The sequence below is a fragment of the Wenyingzhuangia gracilariae genome (assembly GCF_056387575.1).
The window spans coordinates 1,535,814-1,561,987 of record NZ_CM150748.1 but is presented as its reverse complement, the minus strand read 5'-3'; the positions used below and the strand labels follow the sequence as shown (position 1 = coordinate 1,561,987).

The 26,174-nt window shown below is 32.4% G+C and carries 22 protein-coding genes; 7 read left to right on the top strand and 15 right to left on the bottom strand.

All coding sequences use genetic code 11. The features are described 5' to 3' along the window. Window positions 1-48 precede the first annotated feature (48 nt). Window positions 49-2,412: a penicillin acylase family protein gene (locus ACY2IJ_RS06785; protein ID WP_476726394.1), complete on the top strand. Its 2,364-nt coding sequence runs from the start codon at window positions 49-51 to the stop codon at window positions 2,410-2,412. 58 nt (window positions 2,413-2,470) lie between these two features. Here the strand turns inward: ACY2IJ_RS06785 and cysM are convergent, their stop codons facing one another. Genes cysM through panB form a run of 7 tightly spaced genes read right to left on the bottom strand, consistent with a single transcriptional unit; the run spans window position 2,471 to window position 8,166 of the window. Further along, the gene (gene cysM, locus ACY2IJ_RS06780; protein WP_476726393.1) at window positions 2,471-3,355 is read right to left on the bottom strand and encodes a cysteine synthase CysM; all 885 of its coding nucleotides are present in this window, start codon (window positions 3,353-3,355) and stop codon (window positions 2,471-2,473) included. Window positions 3,356-3,363: 8 nt separating this feature from the next. Then, entirely contained in the window at window positions 3,364-4,185 is an 822-nt protein-coding gene (locus tag ACY2IJ_RS06775) for a phosphatase PAP2 family protein (protein WP_476726392.1), read from the bottom strand. A gap of 2 nt (window positions 4,186-4,187) precedes the next feature. Then, a complete protein-coding gene (locus ACY2IJ_RS06770) occupies window positions 4,188-5,030 on the bottom strand; it encodes a phosphatase PAP2 family protein (RefSeq protein WP_476726391.1) in 843 nt (280 codons plus the stop codon). Window positions 5,031-5,033: 3 nt separating this feature from the next. Further along, window positions 5,034-5,810 (bottom strand): serine O-acetyltransferase EpsC, encoded by a 777-nt coding sequence (gene epsC, locus ACY2IJ_RS06765; RefSeq protein WP_476726390.1) that lies wholly within the window; start codon window positions 5,808-5,810, stop codon window positions 5,034-5,036. A gap of 40 nt (window positions 5,811-5,850) precedes the next feature. Next, window positions 5,851-6,792 carry a 2-hydroxyacid dehydrogenase gene (locus ACY2IJ_RS06760; RefSeq protein WP_476726389.1) on the bottom strand — a complete coding sequence of 314 codons (942 nt, stop codon included), beginning with the start codon at window positions 6,790-6,792 and terminating at the stop codon, window positions 5,851-5,853. A gap of 28 nt (window positions 6,793-6,820) precedes the next feature. Then, the gene (locus ACY2IJ_RS06755) at window positions 6,821-7,315 is read right to left on the bottom strand and encodes a hypothetical protein (protein WP_476726388.1); all 495 of its coding nucleotides are present in this window, start codon (window positions 7,313-7,315) and stop codon (window positions 6,821-6,823) included. A gap of 32 nt (window positions 7,316-7,347) precedes the next feature. Continuing rightward, window positions 7,348-8,166 carry a 3-methyl-2-oxobutanoate hydroxymethyltransferase gene (gene panB, locus ACY2IJ_RS06750; protein WP_476726387.1) on the bottom strand — a complete coding sequence of 273 codons (819 nt, stop codon included), beginning with the start codon at window positions 8,164-8,166 and terminating at the stop codon, window positions 7,348-7,350. Window positions 8,167-8,323: 157 nt separating this feature from the next. On the opposite strand from panB, the gene ACY2IJ_RS06745 reads away from it, so the two are divergent. From ACY2IJ_RS06745 to ACY2IJ_RS06725, 5 genes are all read left to right on the top strand, one after another. Further along, window positions 8,324-8,896, top strand: a complete 573-nt coding sequence (locus ACY2IJ_RS06745) for a sigma-70 family RNA polymerase sigma factor (protein WP_476726386.1) — start codon at window positions 8,324-8,326, stop codon at window positions 8,894-8,896. 8 nt (window positions 8,897-8,904) lie between these two features. Then, window positions 8,905-9,171: an anti-sigma factor family protein gene (locus ACY2IJ_RS06740; RefSeq protein WP_476726385.1), complete on the top strand. Its 267-nt coding sequence runs from the start codon at window positions 8,905-8,907 to the stop codon at window positions 9,169-9,171. 1 nt (window position 9,172) lies between these two features. Beyond that, on the top strand, window positions 9,173-9,814 hold the full coding sequence (locus tag ACY2IJ_RS06735) for an O-methyltransferase (RefSeq protein WP_476726384.1): 642 nt from the start codon (window positions 9,173-9,175) through the stop codon (window positions 9,812-9,814). Between the two features lie 75 nt (window positions 9,815-9,889). Further along, a complete protein-coding gene (gene recJ / locus ACY2IJ_RS06730; protein WP_476726383.1) occupies window positions 9,890-11,608 on the top strand; it encodes a single-stranded-DNA-specific exonuclease RecJ in 1,719 nt (572 codons plus the stop codon). A 68-nt stretch (window positions 11,609-11,676) separates the two neighbouring features. After that, window positions 11,677-12,171 (top strand): MepB family protein, encoded by a 495-nt coding sequence (locus ACY2IJ_RS06725; RefSeq protein WP_476726382.1) that lies wholly within the window; start codon window positions 11,677-11,679, stop codon window positions 12,169-12,171. Between the two features lie 87 nt (window positions 12,172-12,258). On the opposite strand, the gene ACY2IJ_RS06720 is transcribed toward ACY2IJ_RS06725, so the two are convergent. Then, window positions 12,259-15,915, bottom strand: coding sequence for a metallophosphoesterase (locus ACY2IJ_RS06720; protein WP_476726381.1), 3,657 nt, complete (start codon window positions 15,913-15,915; stop codon window positions 12,259-12,261). A 75-nt stretch (window positions 15,916-15,990) separates the two neighbouring features. Here ACY2IJ_RS06720 and ACY2IJ_RS06715 point away from each other — a divergent pair, with 75 nt between their 5' ends. Beyond that, window positions 15,991-17,208 carry a Pycsar system effector family protein gene (locus ACY2IJ_RS06715; protein ID WP_476726380.1) on the top strand — a complete coding sequence of 406 codons (1,218 nt, stop codon included), beginning with the start codon at window positions 15,991-15,993 and terminating at the stop codon, window positions 17,206-17,208. Here ACY2IJ_RS06715 and ACY2IJ_RS06710 read toward each other — a convergent pair. From ACY2IJ_RS06710 to ACY2IJ_RS06680, 7 genes are all read right to left on the bottom strand, one after another. Next, window positions 17,205-19,508, bottom strand: a complete 2,304-nt coding sequence (locus tag ACY2IJ_RS06710) for a GAF domain-containing protein (RefSeq protein WP_476726379.1) — start codon at window positions 19,506-19,508, stop codon at window positions 17,205-17,207. The genes ACY2IJ_RS06715 and ACY2IJ_RS06710 overlap by 4 nt on opposite strands. 145 nt (window positions 19,509-19,653) lie before the next feature. Continuing rightward, complete coding sequence (gene der / locus ACY2IJ_RS06705; RefSeq protein ID WP_476726378.1) at window positions 19,654-20,967, bottom strand: ribosome biogenesis GTPase Der; 1,314 nt, start codon at window positions 20,965-20,967, stop codon at window positions 19,654-19,656. A gap of 69 nt (window positions 20,968-21,036) precedes the next feature. After that, window positions 21,037-21,615: a Crp/Fnr family transcriptional regulator gene (locus ACY2IJ_RS06700; RefSeq protein ID WP_476726377.1), complete on the bottom strand. Its 579-nt coding sequence runs from the start codon at window positions 21,613-21,615 to the stop codon at window positions 21,037-21,039. 117 nt (window positions 21,616-21,732) lie between these two features. Continuing rightward, window positions 21,733-22,320, bottom strand: coding sequence for a Crp/Fnr family transcriptional regulator (locus tag ACY2IJ_RS06695; RefSeq protein WP_476726376.1), 588 nt, complete (start codon window positions 22,318-22,320; stop codon window positions 21,733-21,735). Window positions 22,321-22,434: 114 nt separating this feature from the next. Beyond that, a complete protein-coding gene (locus ACY2IJ_RS06690) occupies window positions 22,435-23,685 on the bottom strand; it encodes a glutamate-5-semialdehyde dehydrogenase (protein WP_476726375.1) in 1,251 nt (416 codons plus the stop codon). Window position 23,686: 1 nt separating this feature from the next. Further along, a complete protein-coding gene (gene proB, locus ACY2IJ_RS06685; protein WP_476726374.1) occupies window positions 23,687-24,766 on the bottom strand; it encodes a glutamate 5-kinase in 1,080 nt (359 codons plus the stop codon). Between the two features lie 209 nt (window positions 24,767-24,975). Next, window positions 24,976-26,169 carry a DUF1501 domain-containing protein gene (locus ACY2IJ_RS06680; RefSeq protein ID WP_476726373.1) on the bottom strand — a complete coding sequence of 398 codons (1,194 nt, stop codon included), beginning with the start codon at window positions 26,167-26,169 and terminating at the stop codon, window positions 24,976-24,978. Between the last annotated feature and the right edge of the window lie 5 nt (window positions 26,170-26,174).

Here is a 26,174-nt window from a genome sequence, read left to right as displayed (position 1 = left end):
AAAAAGCGAGAATATTTATATTTAAACACATTTAAAATCATTCAGGAAATGAAAATTTTTAAAAGAATTTTATGGGGACTTCTTTCTGTAACTATTTTGTTGGTTGTAGGAGTTTATTTGTATATAGAAAGTTTAAAACCAGTATATAAGGGTACTGTTAAAATTGATGGTTTAACCAATACAGAAGTGTATTTTGATACCATTGGAGTGCCTCATATTTTTGCAGAAACCGAACAAAATGCTATAGTTGCTTTGGGCTATGTACATGCACAAGAACGTTTGTGGCAAATGGAACTGTTAAGAAGAATTGCAGCAGGTAGACTTGCTGAGATTTTAGGAGAAGACTTGGTTGAGGTTGATGTGTTTTTTTCTTCTTTAGGAATAGATGAAACAGTAAACAAACAAGTACAATCACTGGATAAAAATCCGAAAGTACAAAAGTTGGTAGCGGCTTATTTAAAAGGAGTGAATGCTTATATAGACAATGGAAAAACTCCTTTAGAATTTACGCTTTTAGGAATTGATAAAGAACATTACACTGCAAAAGATATGTATTATGTAACAGCTTATATGGCTTTTAATTTTGCACATGCTTTTAAAGTAGATCCTTTATTAACCCACATTCAAACCACATATGGAAATGAGTATTTAAAAGATTTGGCTATTGATGTTGATGAACAAACTCTGTATCAAGAAAATTACGATGCACGAACTCAGCAAGCTTTGGCAAGTATTAGCACTCTTTTAAAAAAGTTACCTTTTCCTCAATTTATAGGGAGCAATGCATGGGTTTTGGCTCCTCAAAAAACAAGCACAGGAAAAGTGTTGTTTGAGAACGATCCGCATATTGGGTATGCACAACCTTGTGTATGGTATCAAGCACATATTAAAACTCCTAAATACGAACGCTACGGTTTTCATTTAGGATTAATGCCCTTTCCATTATTATCTCATAACAGAGACTATGCTTTTGGTTTGACCATGTTTGAGAATGATGATATGAATTTTTATACCTTAAAAAAGCATCCTACAGATAGCACCAAGTACGAAACCTCTACCGGAATTCATACGTATGATTATGTAGACAAGGTGATTAAAATTAAAGGAGGGACAGAGAAAAAAATACAGATTAAAAAATCTGTTTTAGGACCTGTGTTTAACAGTCAGTTAAAAACCTTAGATTCTGTAAATCCTATAGCTGTACAATGGGTGTTTAACGAAAAACCCAATACGGTATTACAAACGTCTTATGGAATTAATCATGCAAAAAATGTAGATGATTTTGAAAATCAACTAAGAGATTTTTCTGCACCTGGGTTGAATTTTGTGTATGGAGATAAAGACAACAACATAGCTTTATGGTCTGTAGGGCAGTTGTATAAATTTAAAGAGCCTGTAAATACTCGTTTTGTGTTAAATGGTATGGATCGTATTCATACAGAAAAAACATGGGTAAGTTTTGATAAAAATCCAAAAGCAATCAATCCACCTAAAGGATATCTAGTAACCTCTAACACACAACCCGAAGCTGTAGAAGGAGAGTTGTATCAAGGATACTATTTATCAAAAGATAGGGGTGTGGCCATTTACAAAGGATTGGAAAAAAAAGAAAAATTAGGAGTTGATGATATGCTAAGTTTAGCAACAAGCCATACAAGCCCTGTTGTTTTAAACAATATAAAAGCCATTGTAAAAGGAATTGATATAGAAAGTTTAAACTCACAACAAGTTTTGGTTTTAGATAGATTGATAAAATGGAAAGGAGACCACGGGTTGTTAAATGTGGGGCCAACTATTTACAATAAACTGAATTTTAAATTGTTAAAACATACCTTTAAAGATGAGTTGGGAGCTACATTTTTTAAAGATTATGTAGATTCTCATTTGAGCAAAAGAACACAGAATAAATACATTTACAATCCAACATCTGTTTGGTGGGATGATATTACTACTCAAGAGAAAGAAACTTTTGAAACCATAGTGATGAAAAGCTTTAAAGAAACGGTTACAGAGCTAACCTCTCAGTTGGGGAACAATGTAGATGAGTGGCATTGGAAAAAAGTACACACCGTAACCCACGAACATGCTTTGGCAAAAATAGATTTGTTAAAAAAATTGTTAAACGTAGCCAAAACTCCAATTGTAGGAGGAAACGAAACCATTAATAATACCATGTTTGATTATACAGAAGATGGTTTGTACAAATCTAATGCAGGACCTTCATCTCGTAGAATTATAGATTTTTCGGATATAGAAAATTCATACGCAGTAGTACCTACAGGACAATCGGGAGTTTTTAACAGTCCGTATTATAGCAATCAAGCAGAGACCTACAATGCAGGTAAATATTTTAAAATGTTATTGAATGAGAAGGAAATAAAACAAAGCAAACAGAAATTAATTTTTGAATAAAAAAAGAGACCCAATTGGGTCTCTTTTTTTAGGTGGGTATTTGTTTTTAGATGTAAGATTAATCAAATAAATCAGAAGATAAATAACGGTCTCCACGGTCGCAAATAATAGCAACAATAATTCCGCTTTCTAATGTTTCTGCTAATTTAACAGCAGTAGCTACAGAACCACCAGAACTCATTCCTGCAAAAATACCTTCTTCTTTAGCCAAACGTTTGGTCATAATTCTTGCATCGGTTTCCGAAACTTCCATCACAGTGTCTACTTTAGAACGATCAAATATTTTAGGTAAATATTCTTCGGGCCATTTACGAATTCCAGGAATTTGAGAACCATCGCTAGGGTGCGCTCCTACAATTTGCACATTCGGATTTTGTTCTTTTAAATAGGTTGAGGTTCCCATAATAGTACCCGTAGTTCCCATGGCAGATACAAAATGAGTAACATTTCCGTTAGTGTCTCTCCAAATTTCTGGACCAGTGGTGTTGTAATGCGCTTTCCAGTTGTCGTTATTGGCAAATTGATTTAACATTACATAGCCTCCTTGTGCTACTTTTTCATCAGCATAATCTCTAGAACCAATAATTCCTGTTTTGGCAGAGGTTAAAGTTACTTTGGCTCCGTAGGCACGCATAGTTTGTACACGTTCTGCTGTAGAATTTTCGGGCAACACTAATTCAATATCAATATTTAATAATTGGGCAATCATAGCCAAAGCAATTCCAGTGTTTCCGCTAGTAGCTTCTATTAATTTGTCCCCATCCTTAATATCTCCTCTTTCCAAAGCTCCTTTAATCATGTAATAAGCTGCACGATCTTTTACACTTCCTCCAGGATTGTTCCCTTCTAGTTTTAATAATAATTTTACGTTAGGGTTTTGAACTAAATTGGTCGTTTCTACCAATGGAGTGTTTCCTATATAATCTAATAGCTTGTGATACATAATTTTTTTTAATTAAAAGTGTAACTAAGATTTAAAGATCCCATTCCAGGTCTTAATTTCCAAAACTGAGTTAGTTTTTTTTCTTTTTTACCTTCATAAATCTCAGTTAAATAATTGTCTAAGTAGTTTACCGTTAAAATACCTATAGCAGTTCCCAAGGCAACATCAGAAACCCAATGAGATTCTGCCCAAACTCTAGATATAGGCACAATTGCTCCAGCAGAATACAATCCTACTTTAATCCAAGTATTGTCTATTTGTCTGGCAATGGAGTGGACAAAAACCATAGATACAATTGAGTGCCCCGAAGGAAATGCATGATATTGTTTGTCTAAGGTAAAGGGATCTAAAGTGTTGTGATTTCCTACTCTTGGCCTAGCTCTTCCTGCAATAACTTTTACAAAAGTTTGTAAAGATCCTGCAGCTAAAACAGATGTAAACATAAGAGCTCCTGTTTTTCTAATTTTTTTGTTTTTGGTAATTAATCCGGTAGCGTAAATTCCTCCAGAAAAAGCAAAAGCATTTACATGTCCTCCAAAACCATCACCAAATTTTTTAATGGCACTTGGAATGTGTGGTTCATGTCTTTTAGCTAGTTTGGCTCCATAGGTGTCAAAAAAAGTAAGAGCAGCAAACCCACCTAATACAGCTCCTGCTCCAATAAGATCTTGTTGATCCCATCTTAAAGGAGAGGTGTAAAAGTGACCAATTCCTTTTAATGTATGTTTTACATCGTTTTTAACGGTTGTTAGTACCGTTTCTGTTTCTTGTTCTTGACCAAAAGATGCTTGCGTAAAACACAAGAGAAATAGAATGATTATTTTTTTCATAATTAATTAAAGGTATAGCTAAGTTTAAAATTGGTTAAGCCAGCATCTAGTTTCCAAGTATTGCTTAGCTTTTTTTCTGGGGCTTCACCTTCATAAATTTTAGTTAAATATCTATCCAAACTGTCTACAGTAATAAAACCAATAAAAGTTCCCAATGCTACGTCAGAAAACCAATGAGCACCGTCCCACAATCTAGAAATTGGTGTAATAGCACCAACGGCATAAATTCCTGCTTTTCCCCAAGGATTGTCTACTTGTCTAGCAATACTATGTGCAAATACAGTAGCTACTACAGAATGTCCGGATGGGAAAGAATGATAAGCTGCAAGTGGACTAAAGGGTTTATAAGCTCTAGAGCCTACACCAGCAGAAGGTCTGGCTCTACCTACCATTGTTTTAATAGTAGTTTGTAAAAAACCAGCAGCTGCAATAGAGGACATTAGCAAAATCCCTGTTTTTTTTACTTTAGCCTTTTTAGTAAAATGACCATAAGAATACAATCCACCAGAGAAAACTACTGCGTTGATAGGTCCTCCAAACCAATCTCCAAATTCTCGAATAGGATTGGGAATGTGAGGTCTTAAATCTCTAAAAACAGGATTGATATCTTCATCAACAAAAGTAAGAGCAGCATAGGTACCAAAAACCAATCCGGTTTGTATAAGCTGTTTCTTTTTCCATTGAAAAGGAGCTGTGTAAAAGTGTGTAATTCCTTGCCAAGTATGTCTAAAATCATCTTTCATAGATTGTTCTGCAACAACACTTTCTAACGATTTTTGAGAAAAGGAATAGTGAATACAACTGCATAAAAACAGTGCGAAAAGAAATATCTGCCTTTTTTTCATTAATTATCTAGATTTTATATTGGCTTCTATGGTATTGTATACTACAGAATTGCTAGGAACAGATTTGGTTACCCAAACGTTTCCTCCAATAATTGAGTTTTCTCCCACCACAGTTTCTCCCCCTAAAATAGTTGCGTTGGCATAAATGCATACATTGCTTTTTACGGTAGGGTGTCTTTTGGTGTCTTGTTTGTTTTTACTAACGCTTAAAGCTCCTAAAGTAACTCCTTGGTATATTTTTACGTTGGGTTCTATTAAACAAGTTTCTCCTATTACAATTCCAGTGGCATGGTCTATAAACACAGGAGCGTGTATGGTGGCTCCAGGGTGAATATCTGTTCCTGTTAAACGGTGTGCATATTCACTCATCAGTCTAGCAAAAAGATAGAGTTTTTCCTTGTAAATTTCGTGACTTAAACGGTGAATAGCAATGGCATAAAAACCAGGATAAGCAAAGTATATTTCTTCAACCCTTCGGGCAGCAGGGTCAGAATCCATAAAATATGCAGCATCTTTGTTTAAATCTTTTAATATAGCAGGAAGTTTTTCTGCAAAAACAATCCAAGCTTTGTCGCATACTTCTTGTGTAGAAGCGCATGATATTTTAGCTGCTTTTTTAAATAAAATTTCTAATTCATTAAACCCATTGGCTAGATCTATACTGTCATCAAATAACACGCTAAAAATTTTCTGAGTAAAATCTTCTACACTTGTTTTTACACTGTAGTTTAAATCGGTGTTTTGTTTGATGTTTTGTAGTTGTTCTATTATTTGTTTCATGCTAAAGTTGTCTAAGCATAAAAGTAAACATTACAATTCTTTAATTAAAAAAATGTAGATGTATCTTTTGCGTAATGGTTTTTGCTAATTTAAATTTAGATTCTATTGTCCAACCAGCAATGTGTGGGGATAATAAAACATTGTCTGCTTGTATTAAGTATTCAAAAGCAGTGGGCAATTGATTGTTTTCAAAAAGATTTTCGAAAGATAATTTTTCGTATTCTAAAACATCCAAACATGCACCTAATATTTTTTTAGATTTTAAAGCATCTACTAAATCGTTGGTAACAATAGCAGTCCCTCTTGCGGTGTTAACAATATAAAAAGGCTTTTGAAATCCGTTGATAAAATTAGCATCTACCATTTTAAAAGATTGCTCGTTGTGCGGAGTATGAAGACTTAAAACATCTGTTTGCGCTTGTAGTTCTGCAAGACTAACTTGAGTACAATTTTCATCACCTACATTTTCTTTTAAATCGTAACAAATTACATGGCAGTCAAAACCTTTTAACTTTTTAGCAAATGCTTTTCCCATGTTTCCGTAGCCAATCAATCCAACGGTTTTTCCTTCTAATTCTATACCTCTGTTGGCTTCTCTAAGCCATTGGCCTTGTCTAATTTGTAAATCGGCTTGTTTTAAATTGTTAAACAAACTTAAAATCATTCCAAGTGCATGTTCTCCTACAGCATTTTTGTTTCCTTCTGGAGCTGCAATTAGTTGAATGCCTTTGCTGGTAGCATAATCACAATCAATACTTTCTAAACCTGCACCTACACGTGCAATAAATTTTAAATTATGAGCAGCATCTATAAATGTTTTGTCAATTTTAAAACGACTGCGAATTACAATTCCATCATAAGTAGAGATTTTGGCTTCTATTTCTGATTTTGAAGAGGTGTAATCTTCGTGATTTTCACAACCAAATAAAGATAAATCTTCTTGTAATACAGGGTGATTGGAATCTATGTGAAGTATTTTCATAATTAAATAGTGCGGACGGTTTTATTTTTTAAAAGCAAGGTTTACTGCTGTAATTGTTTGAGTTGTGATCAATTGTAAAATTAAATTCTTTATGATCTTTTTCTCTAATATATTTTACATAATCCCATACTCCAGAATGTGTTAAAATATATTGTCCGTTTATTTTACCGTTATATAATTCGTTGTAATGAGTAATTATAGTAGGATGTGCTCCTCCTTTTAGAAACTCTTCTTTAAGGTAGTTAAGACTAATAGCTGTTTTTGATCCTTTGTATTTTACGCTAATAGCTTTGTTATTGCGAAACCTGATCCAGATTTTTAGGTTTTTATGCTTATCTGCATTGTAACAGATATAATGCTCTTTAGCAGGGGGTACTGTGTTTTCTAAAGATTGATTTTTTAATAAAACCTCTTTTTGTTTTGTAATGGTATCTGAAACTATTTTAGTTGAGGTTCTGTTTTGTTCTTTACAAGAGGTTAACAATAAGGTGTGAATCAGAAGTATTTTAAAAAATAGTTTCATAAGTGTGTTTTAAAAAAAGTAAAAGCAAAAAATTAGTATTGTTCCTTTTCGCTAGGAAAGTCAACTGCTTTTACATCTTTTGTGTATTGTTCTACAGCGTTGCTCATATCATCATACAAATTTAAATACCTACGTAAAAATCTTGGATGAAATTCATGAGTCATTCCTAACATATCGTGTGTTACCAATACTTGTCCATCAACAGCAGCACCAGCACCAATTCCAATAACAGGAATAGATAGATTAGCAGCTACTTTTTGAGCTAGTTTTGCAGGTATTTTTTCTAATACCAAAGCAAAACAACCTTTAGATTCTAAAAATTTAGCATCGGCAATTAATTTTTCGGCTTCTTGCTCTTCTTTAGCTCTTACAGTATACGTACCAAATTGATAGATAGATTGTGGTGTAAGTCCTAAATGTCCCATAACAGGTATACCTGCTTGTATAATTCTAGACAAAGCATTTTCTATTTCCACTCCACCTTCTACTTTTACTGCGTGAGCTCCAGATTCTTTCATAATTCTAATAGCAGAACGTAAAGCTTCTTTAGAGTCCGATTGGTAACTACCAAAAGGAATGTCTACCACAACCAAGCTTCTTTTAGAAGCCCTAACCACACTGCTTGCGTGGTAAATCATTTGATCCAAAGTAATTGGCAAGGTAGTTTCATGTCCGGCCATTACGTTAGAAGCAGAATCGCCTACTAAAATTACATCAACCCCAGCATTGTCTATAATTTTAGCCATGGTAAAATCATAAGCTGTAAGCATAGAGATTTTTTCTCCATTGCTTTTCATTTTAATTAAAGTGTTAGTGGTAACTCTTTTGTATTCTTTTTTTACTGTAGACATGTTTTGTAGAATCTAAAAAATTTAGTGTGTAAAATTACTGTTTTTTTAAGAAAATAGAATCATTAATTATAGATTAGTATCTTTAGAATCTAAAGTTTAATATGGCACATTTGTTGAGAAAAACCATATCTTTATCACGTAAAACCTAGAGAGGAACATGTCCGAAGAAATTAAAATACATACGCTAGATCCAGATAAATGGATAGATTCTTATGCTGACTATTTATTTAACTATACGATAGCTAGGGTAAGTGATGCTGAAAAAGCCAAAGACTTAGTGCAAGAAACGTTTTTTGCAGGTTTAAAGTCTATGAAGAATTTTGAGGGAAAAGCAAGTGAAAGAACTTGGTTGATTTCTATCTTAAAAAGGAAAATTATAGACCATTACCGAAAATCAAATTCTAAAAAAGGAAAAGCAGAAGTTCGTATGAATTTTTATAGCGATGGTGAACGAGAAGGTGATTGGATTGAGGAAAGGGTCCCACAAGAGTGGAGTGGAGGTGCTGATGCAGAAATGGAATCAGAAGAGTTAGGAGCTGCTTTACAAGAATGCATACAAAAGTTGCCAGAAAAATATAGAATGGTTTTTGAAATGAAAACAATACAAGGTTTTGATACTGAAGATATTTGTAATGAGTTGGATATAACCTCGTCTAATCTTTGGGTTATCATCCATAGAGCCAGAACTCAACTAAGAAAATGTATGGAAGATAATTGGTTTAAAAAGTAAGGACGGCCATGGGAAAAATTAAAATTACATGTAAAGAGGCTACGGCTATATGCACAAAAGCACAGTACGGTGAGGCTAGCTTTTGGGATAAAATAAAATTGAACTTACACTTTGTATATTGTAAAATGTGTAGAACATTTAGCAAACAAAATACTGAGTTGTCTGATATGTGTGCTTTGGCCAAAAAATATCAAGAAAAACATAAGTGTTGTTTATCTGATGAGGATAAACAAACGTGGAAACAAAAAATGAAGGAATTAGAAAAAGAAAAGTAGCATGCATTTTTTACCAGAAGAAATAGATACTTATGTAACAGAACACTCGCAACAAGAACCAGAATTGTTACAAGATTTAAATACTGAAACTTGGCAAACAGTATTAAATCCGCGTATGTTAAGTGGTACGTTTCAAGGAAGAATACTTTCTATGCTTGCCAAGCTAATTCAGCCAAAAAATATTTTAGAAATAGGAACCTATACAGGATATTCTGCACTTTGTATGTGTGAAGGAATGCAAACTACAGGTAGTTTACATACCATAGATAGAAATGAAGAACTGTATGATTTGCAACGCAAGTACTTTGATGCCTCTCCTTGGGGACAAAAAATACATCAATATGTAGGAAATGCTATTGATATTATTCCAAACATTGATGAAAAATTTGATTTGGTTTTTATAGATGCAGACAAAGCAAACTATGCCAATTATTTTGATTTGATTATTGATAAAATGAATTCGGGAGGAGTTATTTTATCAGACAACGTTTTGTGGAGTGGTAAAGTAGTACAAGAGGTAAATGCTAAAGATATAGACACAAAAGCTTTGGTTAGCTACAATAAAAAAATAAACGAAGATTCAAGAGTAGAAACCGTTCTATTACCCATAAGAGATGGTTTAACCATTACCAGAGTAAAATAAGAAACCTATTTGTGTAGCTAAAATGCATTGTTATGTTTTAAATTAGCATTTACAAACAAACCTTTATTAAGTGCAATGCGTTGGATTTCTAAACCCTTACCCAATTCCGAAACGGTAAACTCTCTATCTAAAGACTTAGGAATTGATAAAGTTCTTGCTCAGTTGTTGGTGCAAAGAGGCATAGAGACTTTTAACCAAGCAAAAAGTTTTTTTAGACCTAGTTTACAAGAATTGCACAATCCTTTTTTTATGAAAGGAATGGAGCAAGCTGTAAATCGGATTTTTAAAGCTATAGAGCAAGAAGAAAATATTATGGTCTACGGAGATTATGATGTTGACGGAACTACTGCCGTAGCTTTAATGTCTACCTATCTGCTAAGCTTGTATCCTAATGTGGTTACTTACATTCCTGATAGATATGCAGAAGGATACGGAATTTCTTATCAAGGAATAGATTTTGCAGAAGACAACAACATTTCTTTAATTATTGCTTTAGACTGTGGAATTAAAGCCATTGATAAAGTAGCCTATGCAAAAGAAAAAAATATAGATTTTATTATTTGTGATCACCACAGACCAGGAAATACGGTTCCCGATGCAGTTGCTGTTTTAGATCCTAAACAAAAAGATTGTCATTATCCTTACGATGAATTGTCGGGGTGTGGAGTAGGGTTTAAGTTGATTCAGGCGATTGCACAAATACAAGAACAACCGTTTGAAACATTAATTCCATATTTAGATTTGTTGGCTGTTAGTATTGCAGCAGATATTGTTCCTATGGATGGAGAAAATAGAATTTTGGCCTATCATGGTTTAAAAATTATCAATTCCAATCCAAGGCCCGGTATCAAAGCTATTTTAGAGCAAGTGCAAAAAACGGCATTAACAATTACAGATGTTGTTTTTATAATAGCTCCAAGAATTAATGCAGCAGGAAGAATAAAACAAGGCATTCATGCTGTAGAACTACTAACTGAAAAAGATGAAACTTTGGCCAAAAAATTTGCCAAAGAAATAGATCAATACAACGCAGATAGAAAAGAATTAGATAAAAAAATAACCGATGAAGCTTTACAACAAATTAGAGAAAATAATGAAGAGCAAAACAGCACGAATGTTGTTTTTTGTGAAACTTGGCATAAAGGTGTTATTGGTATTGTGGCTTCAAGGCTCATAGAAACCTACTACAAGCCCACTTTGGTGTTTACCAAAAGTGGAAACAAATTAGCAGCCTCTGCTCGTTCTGTAAAAGGGTTTGATGTGTACAATGCTCTAGAAGCTTGTACAAAACACATAGAGCAATTTGGAGGACATAAATATGCAGCAGGACTAACACTGTTACCAGAAAATTACCCAGCGTTTAAACAGGCTTTTGAAAACGTAGTAAAAGAAACATTGCCAAAAGAGTTAACAACCCCTGAAATTGTTGTTGATGCTGAAGTTGATTTGATGGATTTGACACCTAAGTTTTATAGAATATTATCACAATTTGCTCCTTTTGGTCCAGCCAATATGAAACCTGTTTTTAAAGCTACAGGTTTAAGAGATAACGGTTACGGAAAACGAATTGGTAAAGTAGAAAACGAAAATGACTTGCCAGAACATTTGCGTTTAAATATAGTATATGGTGCCGATGATAAAACTTATAATGCAATAGGTTTTGGAATGGGGAACAAATTAGAAGAGCTTCAACATTCAGAAACATTTGAAGCTGCTTTTACTTTAGAGGAAAACAATTGGAATGGGTATACATCTTTACAATTAATGTTAAAAGATGTAAGATGTAATGGTTGATGCATTGATTTGGTATTGTGCAAAATGGATGAAAGGATGCGCAAAGAATTAAAATAAAACATAATTACATGGACAAATATCTACATCAAATTAAAATGGAGGTTTATGATAAATGCTCATTTGAAATTTTAGATTTTAAAACAGAATCCGAAAGTAAAGAATATAACGCTTGTAGTTTTAAGTTAAATGGATTGAATGTTTTGTGTAGAAATGCCAAAATAACACCCAAAAAAACAGGACAATTCGTGGTGTGTTGGAAACGTAATAAAAATGGAAAAACAGAACCTTATAATGAGAATGATCTAATTGATTATTATGTAATAAATACAAGAACAGAACATAAATTTGGACAGTTTGTTTTTCCAAAAAATGTACTTGTTAAAAAAGGAATTATTTCTACAAAAAACAAAGATGGCAAACGAGGGTTTAGGGTGTATCCTACATGGGATATTGCAAAAAATAAACAAGCAGAACAAACTCAAAAATGGCAGTTGGATTATTTTTATGAAATAAACAAACACATTAATTTTAACAAAGTAACAGGATTATACAATCAACAATAAAATATCTGACCAAAAGGCAGACTTAATTCTTAGAGTCAAGTTTTTAAAAATTACTAATATCTGTTAGAGTGTGTTTTACTAAACGTATTACCAATTTACTCCTACACCAAAAGTAAACCGAGCACCTTCTTTGCTATTAAACAAGTTAAAGTTAACTTTGGTAATACCAGGCATACTTAACCAAAAACTACCACCATAGGTATTGTGCCAACGATCTGAAACTTCTGAAGGCAACCAAACTCTACCGTAATCATATCCTGCAGAAACTCCATAGGTAACAGGTAGTATAGCTGTTCTTACTTTGTTTATAGTGTATCTAATATCTGTGTTTTGAGAATAAGCTCTTTTACCAGCAAAACGTTCGTTTCTAAAACCTCTTAATCCGTTATTACCACCTATAAAAGCAGCTTGGTACAATTGATATTCGTTTCCTAAATTAAAATGGGATCTTATTTTACTACTAAACACCCATTTTTTATTAGAGGATAATGGGTGAACAATTCCCATGCTTGATTTTATAAATAACAAAGAAGATTCTTTAGACAGATTATAGTCCCAACCAGTGTTTACATCAAAATAAAATCCTAATGATGGTAAGGCAGTACTATCGTAATTTTGGAATTTAAAATAGGTATTTACTCCTAAAAAGTTTTGTTCATCAAAGTTAATAGCCTGTGTGTTAATAAACCTATTGGTTGTTTCTTCTATTTCGTAAATTTTAAAAGGTATGCTAAAATTAAAACTACTTCCTTTTAAATTGTTCCATACAAAACCAGGTTCAAATTTTTTAATTTCTGTTTTTACTCTGTTGTAGTTTAGTCCTTTGTTATCATCAATGTTTATTGTGTTGTTTCCAAATCCAAAAAAGTTATTGCTAAAGTTAGAGCTGGTAAAACGTGTTTTTAAGAACACATTCCAGTTTTTTAAATAAGTAGCAAATTCGCTAGAGTGATTGATGTCAAAACCAGCAGTAGCTCCAAAATATTTTACAGCTAAATTGTGTTTGTTGGTAAAGGGTTGTTGGTTAAATCCGTAGTGAGCTAAGGTTAAACTAGCTCCAAAATTTATTCCATCATCGGGGTTGTAGGCTACTAAGGGTAATAGGGTTTGTGTGTTGTCTTTTACTTTTCTAAACTGATAAATGTTTTTAGAGTATTGATCTGTTAGGTGTTTTTTAACCTTTCCGTTAAACGTATTTTTTTTAGTTCTAAAATCATGAACAATTATGTTTTTTGCATTTTCTATGTCATAAATGTCATTGTTTTGTCCACCAATCAATCGGATTTTGGGACTGTGTTTAGATACGTTTTTGGCATGAAATTCATCATCATCATCTAAACCATAGATCCAAATTTCTTTGGTGTTTTTATTGTTAAAGCTTCTGGTAAAATGAAGGTCTTCTTTTTCGCCATCTTTTAAATTGTATACGCTAATGGTTGTTTTGTTTTCATCAGCTGTAATATCAAACCATTCATCTTTATCGGTTCCTTTAACAATGGCAAATTTTTCTAGAATTTTTCTGTATTCTGATGCTATTTGATTTACATGATCTCTACGGTATTTTAAGACAGATTTAATTGCTTCTACATTTTTGTTTTGTACGGAAGCAGGAAGTTTTTTAAAAGCATCATCAATCACCTTGTTGGTTAGGTTGTTTTTAATAAAAGTAGCTTGTTGGTTCCATAAAGTATAGTTGCTTTCTTGTAGTAATGAAACATCTATAGGATAAGGTTCATCGTTAAATTTAAACAAATTTCTAATGTCTTTTTTATAGGTTTGCATTAGTTTGATAGGATCTACAATGGTTGTTAAAGTACTAAGTAAAAAACCATCATAATTAGAAAAAGCCTGATCTCTATCTCTTGGAATTGGTCTAAATGTTTTTTGTTTTCCATCTTTAAAAACTGCCCATCTCCATTGGTCTACATGTCTGTCCCAATCTCCTATAATCATATCAAACAAACGAGCCGTTACATAGTTTTTTTCGTCTAGTTTATGATTTTTAGTTTCACGTAATTCAGCAAATAAATCATCGGTACTAATAATATCATCAGGCTTACCAAAAGATTCTAGATCTACGTGACCGTCTTCGGGTCTTTCTTCAATCATGTACAAAGCATCACCAAATTCATTGTCAAAAGGACGAATGGCGTTTTGTTTGGGTACATAAAATAATTTAGGATTGGTGTGGTACACTCCAATAGGATCAGATAAATCTCCAATAATAAAAGGAGTATAGGGGTGTGCAGATGTGTAAAAATCATACAAAAGATCTTCTGTATACGTGTTTTCCATATCTTCAGCGATGTAATCGTTCTGAAAAGCAACAGTTTGTAAAAAACGAACAGCACTCTTTTTTAAGGCACGCATTACATATTGTTTTCCCTCAGGGTTTACCAAGCGTAAAGATTTAGATTGGTGCCCTCCTCCTTTTTTAACCAAAGTTAATCCACCATAAAGTGTGTCTAAAAGAACGGTTTTAGCATTTACCAATTGGCTGTATTCGTTTCTGTAATGATTTCCCCATATAAGCTTATAAGCTTTGCTTTTGTTTGTTTGGTTTTTATTGTAAATAAAAGATTTAACGTAGGCAGGAGTGTTTTGTAGCGAATAGTTTTTTTGGTTTTTAGGTTGGTCTTTTGGAAAAACTTCTATTTTAAAGACGGTTTGATTATGGCTTTTAAAGGTGGCAATTACTTGTTTGTTTTTAGCAATACTTAATTTTACATATCCGTTTTTACCATATGTAAAACCTTTGTTTTTACCTAAATAAGTAGGTGATGTTTTGGAACCAGAACCACTAATAATTTGAGGAATTCCGTTTTTAAATAAATACTGAAGGTTATGATCGTGTCCAGAAACAAAAATTAAACGATCGTGTTCTTTGGCCAATGTACTCACTCTTTGTACAAGTTCTTTGTATCTGGAAGCCTGTATATCTTGTGGATTTAAACCACTTGTTTTTCTAATTGTTTGTGCAAGTGTACCTAATCCGGGTAACGGTATTTTGTTGTTAATAGGGAATATGTTTTGTTGTACAGACGATTGTCCTCCATGGGTTCCTCTTGTAACCATTGGGTGGTGTATGGCAAGTAAGGTAACCTTTGCCTGACTTTTATTGATAAGTCCTTCTAGTTCCACAAAAAACTTTTGTCTTGTTTTTATTTCATCACATTTGTCATTCATTTCAGGATGTAAATTCCAATTAGTTATATACCATTGGGAATCTATAACAATAACATCTACCTGTTTGTTTAGATGAACAACTTCTAGCGGGCAACCATTTTCTGGTAAAAAAGTATTTTTTCCTAAAGCTTTTTCTACTAATTTTTCTTGTTCTTTTAATCCGTCTAAACCATAATACCAATCATGATTTCCTGGAATAAAAATAGCTTTTCCTTGGTAGTTTTTTAAAATGTCTAACTGAGCTTTTAATCGGTTAACTTGGTCTAGATTTTTTTTGTTAGAAATACCTTTAGGGTACACATTATCTCCTAAAAAAAGAACAGCACTGTTTTTTGTTTCTTTTTCCAATTCAGCTTTTAAATTCTGTAAGGTTTTGTTTCCATTAGCGCTATTACCTGCATCACCTATTAAATAAATAGTACTATATTCTTGTAAATTAATGTTTGTTTTCTCCCAATTTTTAAACTGCTTTGATAGTTGCTTTTTGTAAGTGGCACAGTTGGTTAGCGTTAAGAATAAGAAAAATAAAAGGCTATTTTTGAGGGAAATGAATTTCATTTTTTTAATTTGATGTAATGATAAACTAAAATAAACTTATTTTTAATAAATTTGGTAAAAACAGTGTTATAAAGTATGAACTCATCGATCGTAGAATCTGCAGAATTATATGTTGTTAATTATTTAAAACATAATTTGCCTGCGGGTACTATTTACCACAGTATAACACATACTCAAGATGTGGTAGATGCTGTTAAAACTTTAATAAAAGAAGAAAAGGTATCTGAACAAGACTGTGAGTGTGTTTTAATAGCTGCTTGGTTTCATGATGTTGGTTATACCAAAGGAGGGAACAACCATGAAGAAGAAAGTATTAAAGAAGCTATTTCTTTTTTAAAAGACCATAAGTTTTACGATGAAGGTATTGATAAAGTTGTTGCCTGTATTAAAGCAACGCAAATGCCACAAAATCCTAAAAACAACATAGAAAAAATTATTTGTGATGCCGATTTGTTCCATGTAGCTACCACTGCTTTTGAAGATAGCAGCAAGTTGCTAAGAGCAGAATGGGAGCTGTTGGAGGGGAAAACCATGACAGATGTTGAGTGGTATCAATGCAATTCTGAGTTTTTAAGAGCTCATAAATTTTACACCAATTTTGCTTTTAGAAATTGGAGTGCTATGAAAGCTGTAAACTTAGCAGCAAACGAAAAAAAGCTAAAAAACGCAATACAAAAAGAAGATGATGCTGCTATTAAGCGAGAAAAGAAAAAAATAAAGTCGTTGTCTAAAGAAAAAAGCGGTACCAATAAAGCAGATAAAACCATAGAAACCATGTATAGGGTTACGTTACGTAATCATATAAAGTTAAGTGATATTGCAGATACAAAAGCCAATATTTTATTAAGTGTAAATGCTATTATTTTGTCTTTAGCTTTGTCTAATTTGTTTCCAAAGTTAGATAAGGCAGACAATCATTATTTAATTATACCTACGTTAATATTTCTTGTAACCGCAGTGATTTCTATGATATTTGCAATTTTATCTACTAGACCTAAGGTAACATCTGGAACCTTTACGCAGAAAGATATAGATGATAAAAAGGTAAACTTATTGTTTTTTGGAAACTTCTACAAAATGCCTTTAGAGGTTTTTGATAAAGGAATTTTTACTTTAATGGAAGACAAAGAATACTTGTACAAATCTTTAAATAAAGACTTGTATTTTTTAGGGATTGTTTTAGCTAGAAAATATAAATTACTAAGAATAACCTATACTATTTTTATGGCAGGAATTATAAGTTCTGTTATTGCATTTGGAATAGCATTCTTTAATTTAGAATTGGGAGTTTAATCGCTAATAATTTTAGTGATTTCCATTAATTTTTGAAAAGAAATTTCGTCTCTGCTTGCTTTGTTAAAATTAATGACCACTCTAATAGCTTTCAACCCAGAAACACCTTGTAAGTCTTCTATGTCTAAAAATTCTGTTTCACCAACAAAATATTCTTGTTGTTTTAAGTAATCAATATATCTAAGGTACTCATCCAAATCATGCTCGTGTGTATACACAATTGCTATTTTTCCGGGTTGTGTTAACCTTTCTGTAGTTCCTTTAATGTAAGATTTATCGATTCTTTTCTTGATGATTTCATAGCGCATATTGTAAGCACCGTCTACATCAAATTTTTTCTCATCCATTCTAAACTTAATGTCTAACGGTAAAGAATGTACTAAGATTAAAGAGGTAACTTGCAGACTAATTTCGGGGTGTTCTATGTCTACATCTCTAGCAATATACTCTAGTTCACACTGTTGTTGCAATTGCCAAAGTCTAAGGTTTTGAATGTAAATAGGATGAAATTTTTTAGTATTTGTAATACTTTCTCCTATGTACATGTTGTAATCAAGTCCGTCTGTTTTAAAACGTTCAAAGTAATGAGGGTAAAATGCTTGCGCTTCTTTTTGAGCTAAATCTAAATACTTAGCCAAACTAGAGTTTAAGTGGGTAATAAAATCTTCGTAAGCTCTTCGTTTTTTGTAAACAATATTTAGATTAGGATCTATTTCGCTCTCATAAGAAACAATTAATGATTTAAACTCAGGCTTGGTTTGTTTGATGTGCTCTAGTATTGGATAAATATCCTTTTTAAGCAAATCGGTAATCAACAATTCATCGGTTGTCTTTATGCCATCAACAATAGAGTTTACAGTGTTCTGTAATCGGTATATAATTTCTTTGTAGACCATTAAAGGCTCTTTGGCATATATCTTATCAAATAATTCAATAGTGCTTTTTATTTGTGTAGACAGGTCTTCTTGAATAGCGTTGTTACGTGCATCAGAAGAGCCTTTTACATCACATTGTCCATACAATGGATATACCTTTTTAAAAGAAATGTTTTTTAGCTTAGAGCTGCTGTTTTCAGAAGGAGATATAAACTCATCAGCAGCGTTGTAAAACTTCCATTTAACACTTGGGTGTATAGTTGTATAGTTTTCTTGTATGATAGACTCTAATAGGTTTTGTTGCTCGTCTATAGCGCGCTCTACGGTAATGCTTAAAACAGGTAGTATATCTTTAAGTTTGGATGCGTTTATAGAGTTTAATTCATACTTAGCAGGAGAACCTAATTCTAAAATAGCCATAAAAGAGTTGCTTAACTCTATAGGAACTAAAATAATACTTTGTAGTTTGTTTCCTCTAACGGTTTTGTAAAATTCATTCTCTCCCATTTTGTCCTTGTAAGTTTCAAGGTCTGCAATGGTGGTTGTTAATGATGTGTTAAATACTCTATCTACAATTCCGTTACAAAAATGGTTTTTTGGATCTGAACAGATATCTTTTGCAATTAAGCTATGTTCTTGGTTGTGTCTTATAAAATTGGCATGACTTTCTCCTTTTTTGTTGTAGATAGAAATTCCCAATTTAAGATTTGGCAAATTAAACATTAGTCTAATTTGTTTCTCTAGCTTGTTTAAGCTGTTGATGTTTCTTTTGATGAATGTGTTCTTGATCTTAGAAATAATTTCATCTTGTGTAACATCAAAAAGATTAATCATTCCAAACCCTTTGAAAATGTATGAGTTTGGAGGGAATTTTTCTTTCCAAACATCAATATTTTCAAAATTACTCAACAAGATTTTAATATCTTCTTCGGTAATTTCTGGAGCAGCATCTGTTTTTATAATAGATGCAAAATCAGCATTGTACAATGCTCTATAGCTTTTAACTGTTTTTGTTTTTTTATCTGGAATGTCGTAAAAAAAAGGACGTTTAAAATCTATATGGTAATTGTAAGTATAAGACAAAATGTACAAACAAGTCATAATGTACATGTTCTGATTGTCAAAGTTTCTGACATCAAAAACATAATCATCACCTGCATTGTCTATTATGTTTCTAAATCTTTTAGAAAGCATAAAAGAGGTCATTTCAAAAGGAATAGAAGCAGCCTTTATTTCATTACTCTGAAGTAAGTCAGGGAATAAAATAGATAGCAATTTCTGAATTTGCTCTTCATAGGTATGTAATAAAGAAAAATCGGTAAACCCATCTCTTAACAATGGGTATTGATTCATTTCTTTTAAAAGCTTAGAAGCCGAATCGTAGAAAATATCATCCGGATTGTTAGAAATATCTTCTAAATGCATATAAATTTTTTCAAAACTTATATGTATTCGAATCGGTAATTCTTTATCTTTTATTGGACTTTTTAAAATGTACATACTCTTTTGTATAATCTTATAGTGAAGATACAAATATTTGGTCGGAAAGACTATGTGTACCTAACAGATGTTACTTTTGTCTGAAATAAATTGTAATGGGAACTCCTTTAAAGTTGTAGATTTCTCTCATTTTATTTTCTAAAAAACGTTTGTAAGGATCTCTAATGTATTGTGGCAAATTGGCAAAAAATGCAAATTGTGGTGTAGGGGTTGGCAATTGCATGCAATACTTAACTTTAATATATTTTCCTTTTACAGCAGGTGGAGGATAGTTTTGAATAACTTCTAGCATTGTTTCGTTTAACTTACTAGTAGGTATTTTGTGGGTTCTGTTTTTATGAACGTCTACGGCTGTTTCTAGAGCTTTTAATAAACGCTGTTTGGTAATGGTAGATGTAAATACAATAGGTACATCTGTAAAAGGAGCTATTTCTTTGCGAATCATTTCTTCGCATTTTTTCATGGTGTTGGTCTCTTTGTCTAATAGATCCCACTTGTTTACTAGAATTACAATCCCTTTACGGTTTTTTTGTGCCAACCAAAAAATGTTTTGATCTTGTCCTTCAAAACCACGAGTAGCATCAATCATAAGAATGGCTACATCACAATGTTCTATAGCTCTTACAGCTCTCATTACAGAGTAAAATTCAATATCTTCTTTTACTTTTGATTTTTTTCGGATTCCAGCAGTATCAACTAACTTGAAATCAAAACCAAATTTATTGTATACAGTGTCTATAGTATCTCTAGTGGTTCCTGCAATATCTGTAACAATGTTTCTGTCTTTTCCTGTTAAAGCATTTATAAATGATGATTTACCGGCGTTAGGTCTACCTACAACAGCAAATTTTGGTAGTTCATCTTGAGGATTAATTTCTTCTTCGGTTTTTTCTGGCATTTCTTTTACCAGTGCATCTAAAAGTTCACCAGTACCACCTCCATTAATTGAAGATATTGTGTAGAACTCTCCTAAACCTAAATTATAAAACTCATAAGAGTCGGCATCGCGCATTGCGTTGTCTACCTTATTAATGGCCAAAAATATAGGTTTTTTACTTTTTCTTAATAGGTTGGCAACAGCTTCATCTAAAGGAGTAACTCCTGTAGTTACATCTACTACAAAAACAATAATATCACACTCTTCTAGTGCTAATTTTACTTGTTTTCTAATTTCTCCTTCAAAAATATCATCAGAACCTTCTACATACCCACCGGTATCTATTAAAGAAAATTCTTTTCCATTCCAATCACTTTTACCATAATGGCGGTCTCTTGTAACTCCACTTACATCATCAACAATGGCTTCTCTACGTTGAATTAATCTATTAAACAACGTTGATTTACCTACATTGGGTCTACCTACAATGGCTACAATACTATTCATAAAATGAAAATTTTGTGCAAAGATACGTAAAAAGGATGGTTCTAAAACCAAAGAGAAATTTAAAGAGTTTTATTCTTTAAATTTTTTCTTTACTCTACTTAAAGATTCTGGTTTGACCCCTAGATAACTAGCAATGTGATACAATGGTACCCTGTCTAATATCATAGGTTTGTTTTCTAGTAAATCTACATACAGTTCTTCAATAGTCATTGTTTTTTTAATCTCTTCTCTTTCCAATAATTTAGCATAGCTAGCTAGGTAAAAATTTAAAGTAGATTTTGTAAACACAGGACACTGAGTAAATATAACCTCAAATGCATCTTGGCTAATGGCTATAACTTCTGTTTTTTCCAATGCTTGGGCAGAAATTGTAGATGGTAAACGGTTGATAATTTGATGGTATTCACCCACCCACCAATCGTCAAAAGCAAAAAATCGGTTGTATTCTTTGTTGTTTTTGTCGGTGATGAATATTCTAACACAACCTTTTACAATATAATATGCAGAGGTTTTTGTGTCTTTTTTGCGAAAAAGAAACTCTCTCTTTTTAAAGGTAAGAGGAGTTATTAATTTTGCTAAAATGTCTACTTCTTCTTGGGGTATAGAGACATTTCTTTTCTTGTAATAATCAATAATTTTAACAAGCATTACATTTTATTTAGGGGTTTAGTAATACTTTTTCATAGAAAGCAGGGCAAAGTTACTAAATAGTAATTAAATTTCAAGTATCAATTGTTTAGATTGATTCTAGATGTTATTAAAAAATTAGTTTTTAGTTAAATTCATTTGTTTTCTGATTCTACTTAAAGATTCTGGTTTTATGTTTAAATAGGCCGCAATATGAAAAAGAGGTATTCTTTTGTCTATCCCTGGGTGATTTTCTAAAAGAGATTGATAGTTTTCTAGGGCTGTTAAACTTCTTTTCTTTTTTTCGTTTTTAGCTAATGAGTATTTTTCTGCTGCAGATATTTCGTGTAAAACTTTAGCTGCTGTAGGGCATTTTTTGATTAAAATTTCACAATCTTTTTTAGTAAATGTTAAAAGATTTGAATCTTCTATAGCTTGAACACTACAAAGTGCTGGTTTTTCATGCAGTAATTCATACAAATCTACCATCCACCAATTTTGATAGGCAAATCTTCTAATATAATCTACACCTTTTGCATCTGTATAGTATTCTCTTAAAATTCCGTCTAAGACAAAAGCTCCATGTTTAGGTATTTTACCTTCTTGGTATAAAAATTCACCTTTTAAGATGGTTGTTGGTTTTACTAAGTTGATTAGTATATCTATTTCGGTTTGGGGTATTTCGTGAGTTTTAGAAAAAAAATCAATTATTCTACTAGAAATCATAATGCTTTTAGGGGTTTGCAACTAAAAAAATAGTTACCTAATGATAAATCAATTAGATAACTATTCAAATATAGTGATTTTATGTTGTATTAACTATTTGTTGATATACAAATGTTAAGAGCGTGTTTGACCGTTTCCTTTTACAACCCATTTGTAAGAGGTAATTTCTTCTAAGGCCATGGGTCCTCTTGCGTGTAATTTCTGAGTACTAATTCCTATTTCAGCACCTAATCCAAATTGAGCACCATCGGTATATGCTGTAGAGGCATTTGCATAAACAGCAGCAGCATCAACTACATTTAAGTATTTGGCAATAGTGTCTGCGTTTTCAGAAATAATGGCTTCACTATGTTTAGAACTGTGTTTTGCTATGTGGTCTAAGGCTTCATCCATAGTTGCAACAGTTTTAATAGCCATTTTGTTGGCTAAAAACTCAGTACCAAAATGTGTGTCATCAGCTTTGTTAAGCAGTTCTTTAGGGTAGTTGCTTAAATTTTCAAAAGCTTTTTCATCTGCATAAACAACGGTGTTTTTAGTAGCTAATTCAGATGTCAATTGGTTTAGGTTGTCTAATTGAGATTCGTGAATTAACAAACAGTCTAAAGCATTACAAACACTTACTCTTCTTGTTTTTGCATTGGCAATAATGGCAGTTCCTTTAGTTAGGTCTCCATCTTTGTCAAAATAGGTATGTACAATACCAGCTCCAGTTTCAATTACAGGAACTTTTGCGTTTTCTCTTACATAGTTTATTAATCCTTGACTTCCTCTTGGAATAATAATATCTACATATTCTACTGCGTTTAACATTTCTGTGGTAGCACTTCTGTCGGCAGGTAAAAGTGTAACAACATTGGTGTCAACGTTGTGAGCTTCTAGTACTTCTTTGATAATGTTAACAATGGCAATGTTAGAAAATTCGGCATCAGAACCTCCTTTAAGAATACATGCGTTTTTGGTTTTAAAGCACAGAGAAAATACATCAAAAGATACATTTGGACGAGCTTCGTAAATAACACCAATTACACCTATAGGTACTCTTACTTTTGAAATGTCTAATCCGTTTTCTAATATTTTATTTTCTATGGTTTTGCCTACAGGGCTTTGTAGTTTAGAAACATTTTTAATGTCTCCAGCAATTCCTTCTATTCTTTCTGCATTTAATAACAAACGATCGTATTTAGGATCGTTTTTATCCATACGATCTAAATCTTTTTGATTTGCTTCTAAGATGGTAGTAGTATTTGCAATGGCTTTGTCTGCAATTTCTACCAAAATTTTATCAATGCTATCGTTTGATAGTTCTATTAGGTTTCTACTAGCATTTCTTGAATTTTGAAATGTTTGTTTTAATTGTAATTCCATGTTACTTTAGAGTTAAGTAATTATAGTGCACTAATGCGGGTTGGTTGTGTTTTTGTTGCATCACAAGGGCTTTCTCTGCACCATAAGAAGCCTTTCCATAACCTATTTCGTTACCGTCTGTGTCTAGAATGGTAACAATATCACCTTTTTTAAAATGACCTTCAATAGACTCTACACCAACGGGAAGCAAACTGTTTGCTTGGTTGCTAAGTAAAGCATTGTGGGCACCTTTGTTAATGAAAATTTTTCCTTTAGAAAAAGTTCCAGAATTGGTAATCCATTTTTTAACAGCTGTTTTGTTTTTGTCAAAATGAGCTTTAAAAAACGTTCCTGCTTCTCTTTTTAGAAGTTTGGTAGTAATGTTGGGGGTTGTACCATTACCAATAGATACGTTTACACCCAAAGCAGCAATTTTAATAGCGGTGTTTACTTTGGTAAGCATTCCTCCTCTACCAAATTCAGATTTTTCTTCGCTAATAGCGTTTTCTAAATCAATTTCTTCATTGTCAAAATCCCTAATTAATTTAGCGTTTGGGTTTGTAGGATGATCGGTAAAAATACCATCTACATTACTTAAAATTAACAATTCATCTGCCTGAATCATACTGGCTACCAAACCAGAAATTTCATCATTGTCTGTAAACATCAATTCGGTTACAGACACCACATCGTTTTCATTAATGATAGGAGTAATGTTGCATTTTAGCAAAGCTTCTATGCAATTGGTCATATTTAAGTAGTGTTCTCTTGTGCTAAAAGATTCTTTGGTAATTAATACTTGAGAACATATTAAACGGTGTTTTGCAAAATATTGATTGTACAAATTCATTAATGCAATTTGACCAACAGAGGCTAGTACTTGCCTTTTGCTAACAGCATCTAAAGAACTGGGGATTTCAACCTTTGATCTTCCGGCTGCAACTGCACCAGAGGATACTAAGATTACTTGGTGTCCATCCTTTTTAAGGTAGGCTACTTGTTCTACAATGTTTTGAATACGACTTTCATTAGGGGCTCCTGATGAAAGCGTAAGGACATTAGAACCTATTTTGATTAAAATCTTTTTAGATGTTGTTTTCATTCATTAATACTTCTAACTTTTACAAGCTAAATATGGTGGTACAAAAGTCGTTAAATTTTAAGGACTTTACAAGTTGATAGATATCAATAACAAAGAGAAAAGTAAATAAAAAAATACAAGAAAAAGAAAAGAGAATTTAAATCTAATAAAATATAGATGATGAGAAATAAAAGAAAAGACTAACGAGTGGTTAGTCTTTAATTGTTTTGTTAGATGAAATTTAAATTTTCAAAAGATTTTCCTAGTATTTTTTTAGGGTCTGCTTCTAACCATTTTTCTAAAACAGTAGCATATACTTGTCTAAAGTCTATTTCATATTTAACATCTCCGTTGTTGTCTAACTGGCCTAAGTTGGGAGTGTTGTTGTAAATTCCAGGTTTTTTTAAATTTTCGGTGAGTAGAAATAAATTATTTGCAGCTCCGTGGTCGGTTCCCATTCCTGCATTTTCTTCTACACGTCTTCCAAATTCAGAAAAAACCATAATTAGAGTGTCTTTAAAGGTATCGTTTTGTTGCAAATCATTTACAAAATTCTCTAATCCATTAGAGAGTACTGTCATCAATCTTTTGTGTTTGTATGGTTGAGCTACGTGCGTATCAAATCCGCCCATTGTAACATAATATACTTTGGTTTCTAAATGGGAGTTGATAAATTTAGCAGTCGTTGCTAATTGTTTTTCAAACGAGTTGCTGTTGTATTTTGTTTTGGAATTGTATGTTTTTGATGTTTCGTAAATATATGAAGCGGAAGATTCTGCCTGAATCATTTGTTTGTATAAATATCCTAAATTACTTTCGCTTAAATGTTCGTCTGAATGTTGTTTGTTAATGATTTTTTTAAAGAAAGGATCGTTAGAGTTTCTATACAATAGTTTAGGGTCAAAAGCAGCAATACCACTTTTGTCTTTTCCTTTTAGTGCTAAAGAAAGTTTGTTGTCTACATCTATAGCCATGTGAGATTCTAGTTTGTAAGCATCAATATAATTACCTAGCCACCCGGTAGATTTGTATTCATCGGCATTGGTTGCTGTTTGCCAGATGTCTGCAGATCTAAAGTGAGACCTTACGGGGTTGGGGTATCCTATGTTGTTTAAAATACTTACATAGCCTTTGTCGTATAAGTTTTTGAAAGGAGACATGTACTCAGGAAAACCTAATTCGCTATTTAGTTTTAAAATTTCATTTTTAGGAATGGATATTCTAGGTCTTTTTTTGTAATAAATATCATTGTAATAGGGCACAACGGTGTTTAACCCATCGTTTCCTCCAGACAATTGAATAACCACTAATTTTTTATGCCCTAGTTTGTTTTTCGGAATTTTTTCAAAAGCTTGTAAAAAACTAGGAACAAATAACATTCCGCTAGCTAAGGAGCTATTAATAATAAAATCTCTTCTTTTCATGATGT

Bases quoted from the DNA above. Each gene is read 5' to 3' on its own strand.
- ACY2IJ_RS06775 (WP_476726392.1), bottom strand. From the start codon at position 4,185: ATGAAAAAAATAATCATTCTATTTCTCTTGTGTTTTACGCAAGCATCT.
- der (WP_476726378.1), bottom strand. From the start codon at position 20,967: ATGAATAGTATTGTAGCCATTGTAGGTAGACCCAATGTAGGTAAATCA.
- panB (WP_476726387.1), bottom strand. From the start codon at position 8,166: ATGTCTACAGTAAAAAAAGAATACAAAAGAGTTACCACTAACACTTTA.
- ACY2IJ_RS06720 (WP_476726381.1), bottom strand. From the start codon at position 15,915: ATGAAATTCATTTCCCTCAAAAATAGCCTTTTATTTTTCTTATTCTTA.
- ACY2IJ_RS06680 (WP_476726373.1), bottom strand. From the start codon at position 26,169: ATGAAAAGAAGAGATTTTATTATTAATAGCTCCTTAGCTAGCGGAATG.
- ACY2IJ_RS06735 (WP_476726384.1), top strand. From the start codon at position 9,173: ATGCATTTTTTACCAGAAGAAATAGATACTTATGTAACAGAACACTCG.
- ACY2IJ_RS06760 (WP_476726389.1), bottom strand. From the start codon at position 6,792: ATGAAAATACTTCACATAGATTCCAATCACCCTGTATTACAAGAAGAT.
- ACY2IJ_RS06710 (WP_476726379.1), bottom strand. From the start codon at position 19,508: ATGCATTTAGAAGATATTTCTAACAATCCGGATGATATTTTCTACGAT.
- proB (WP_476726374.1), bottom strand. From the start codon at position 24,766: ATGAAAACAACATCTAAAAAGATTTTAATCAAAATAGGTTCTAATGTC.
- ACY2IJ_RS06770 (WP_476726391.1), bottom strand. From the start codon at position 5,030: ATGAAAAAAAGGCAGATATTTCTTTTCGCACTGTTTTTATGCAGTTGT.
- ACY2IJ_RS06700 (WP_476726377.1), bottom strand. From the start codon at position 21,615: ATGCTTGTTAAAATTATTGATTATTACAAGAAAAGAAATGTCTCTATA.
- ACY2IJ_RS06755 (WP_476726388.1), bottom strand. From the start codon at position 7,315: ATGAAACTATTTTTTAAAATACTTCTGATTCACACCTTATTGTTAACC.
- ACY2IJ_RS06725 (WP_476726382.1), top strand. From the start codon at position 11,677: ATGGACAAATATCTACATCAAATTAAAATGGAGGTTTATGATAAATGC.
- ACY2IJ_RS06715 (WP_476726380.1), top strand. From the start codon at position 15,991: ATGAACTCATCGATCGTAGAATCTGCAGAATTATATGTTGTTAATTAT.
- ACY2IJ_RS06740 (WP_476726385.1), top strand. From the start codon at position 8,905: ATGGGAAAAATTAAAATTACATGTAAAGAGGCTACGGCTATATGCACA.
- epsC (WP_476726390.1), bottom strand. From the start codon at position 5,810: ATGAAACAAATAATAGAACAACTACAAAACATCAAACAAAACACCGAT.
- ACY2IJ_RS06785 (WP_476726394.1), top strand. From the start codon at position 49: ATGAAAATTTTTAAAAGAATTTTATGGGGACTTCTTTCTGTAACTATT.
- recJ (WP_476726383.1), top strand. From the start codon at position 9,890: ATGCGTTGGATTTCTAAACCCTTACCCAATTCCGAAACGGTAAACTCT.
- cysM (WP_476726393.1), bottom strand. From the start codon at position 3,355: ATGTATCACAAGCTATTAGATTATATAGGAAACACTCCATTGGTAGAA.
- ACY2IJ_RS06695 (WP_476726376.1), bottom strand. From the start codon at position 22,320: ATGATTTCTAGTAGAATAATTGATTTTTTTTCTAAAACTCACGAAATA.
- ACY2IJ_RS06745 (WP_476726386.1), top strand. From the start codon at position 8,324: ATGTCCGAAGAAATTAAAATACATACGCTAGATCCAGATAAATGGATA.
- ACY2IJ_RS06690 (WP_476726375.1), bottom strand. From the start codon at position 23,685: ATGGAATTACAATTAAAACAAACATTTCAAAATTCAAGAAATGCTAGT.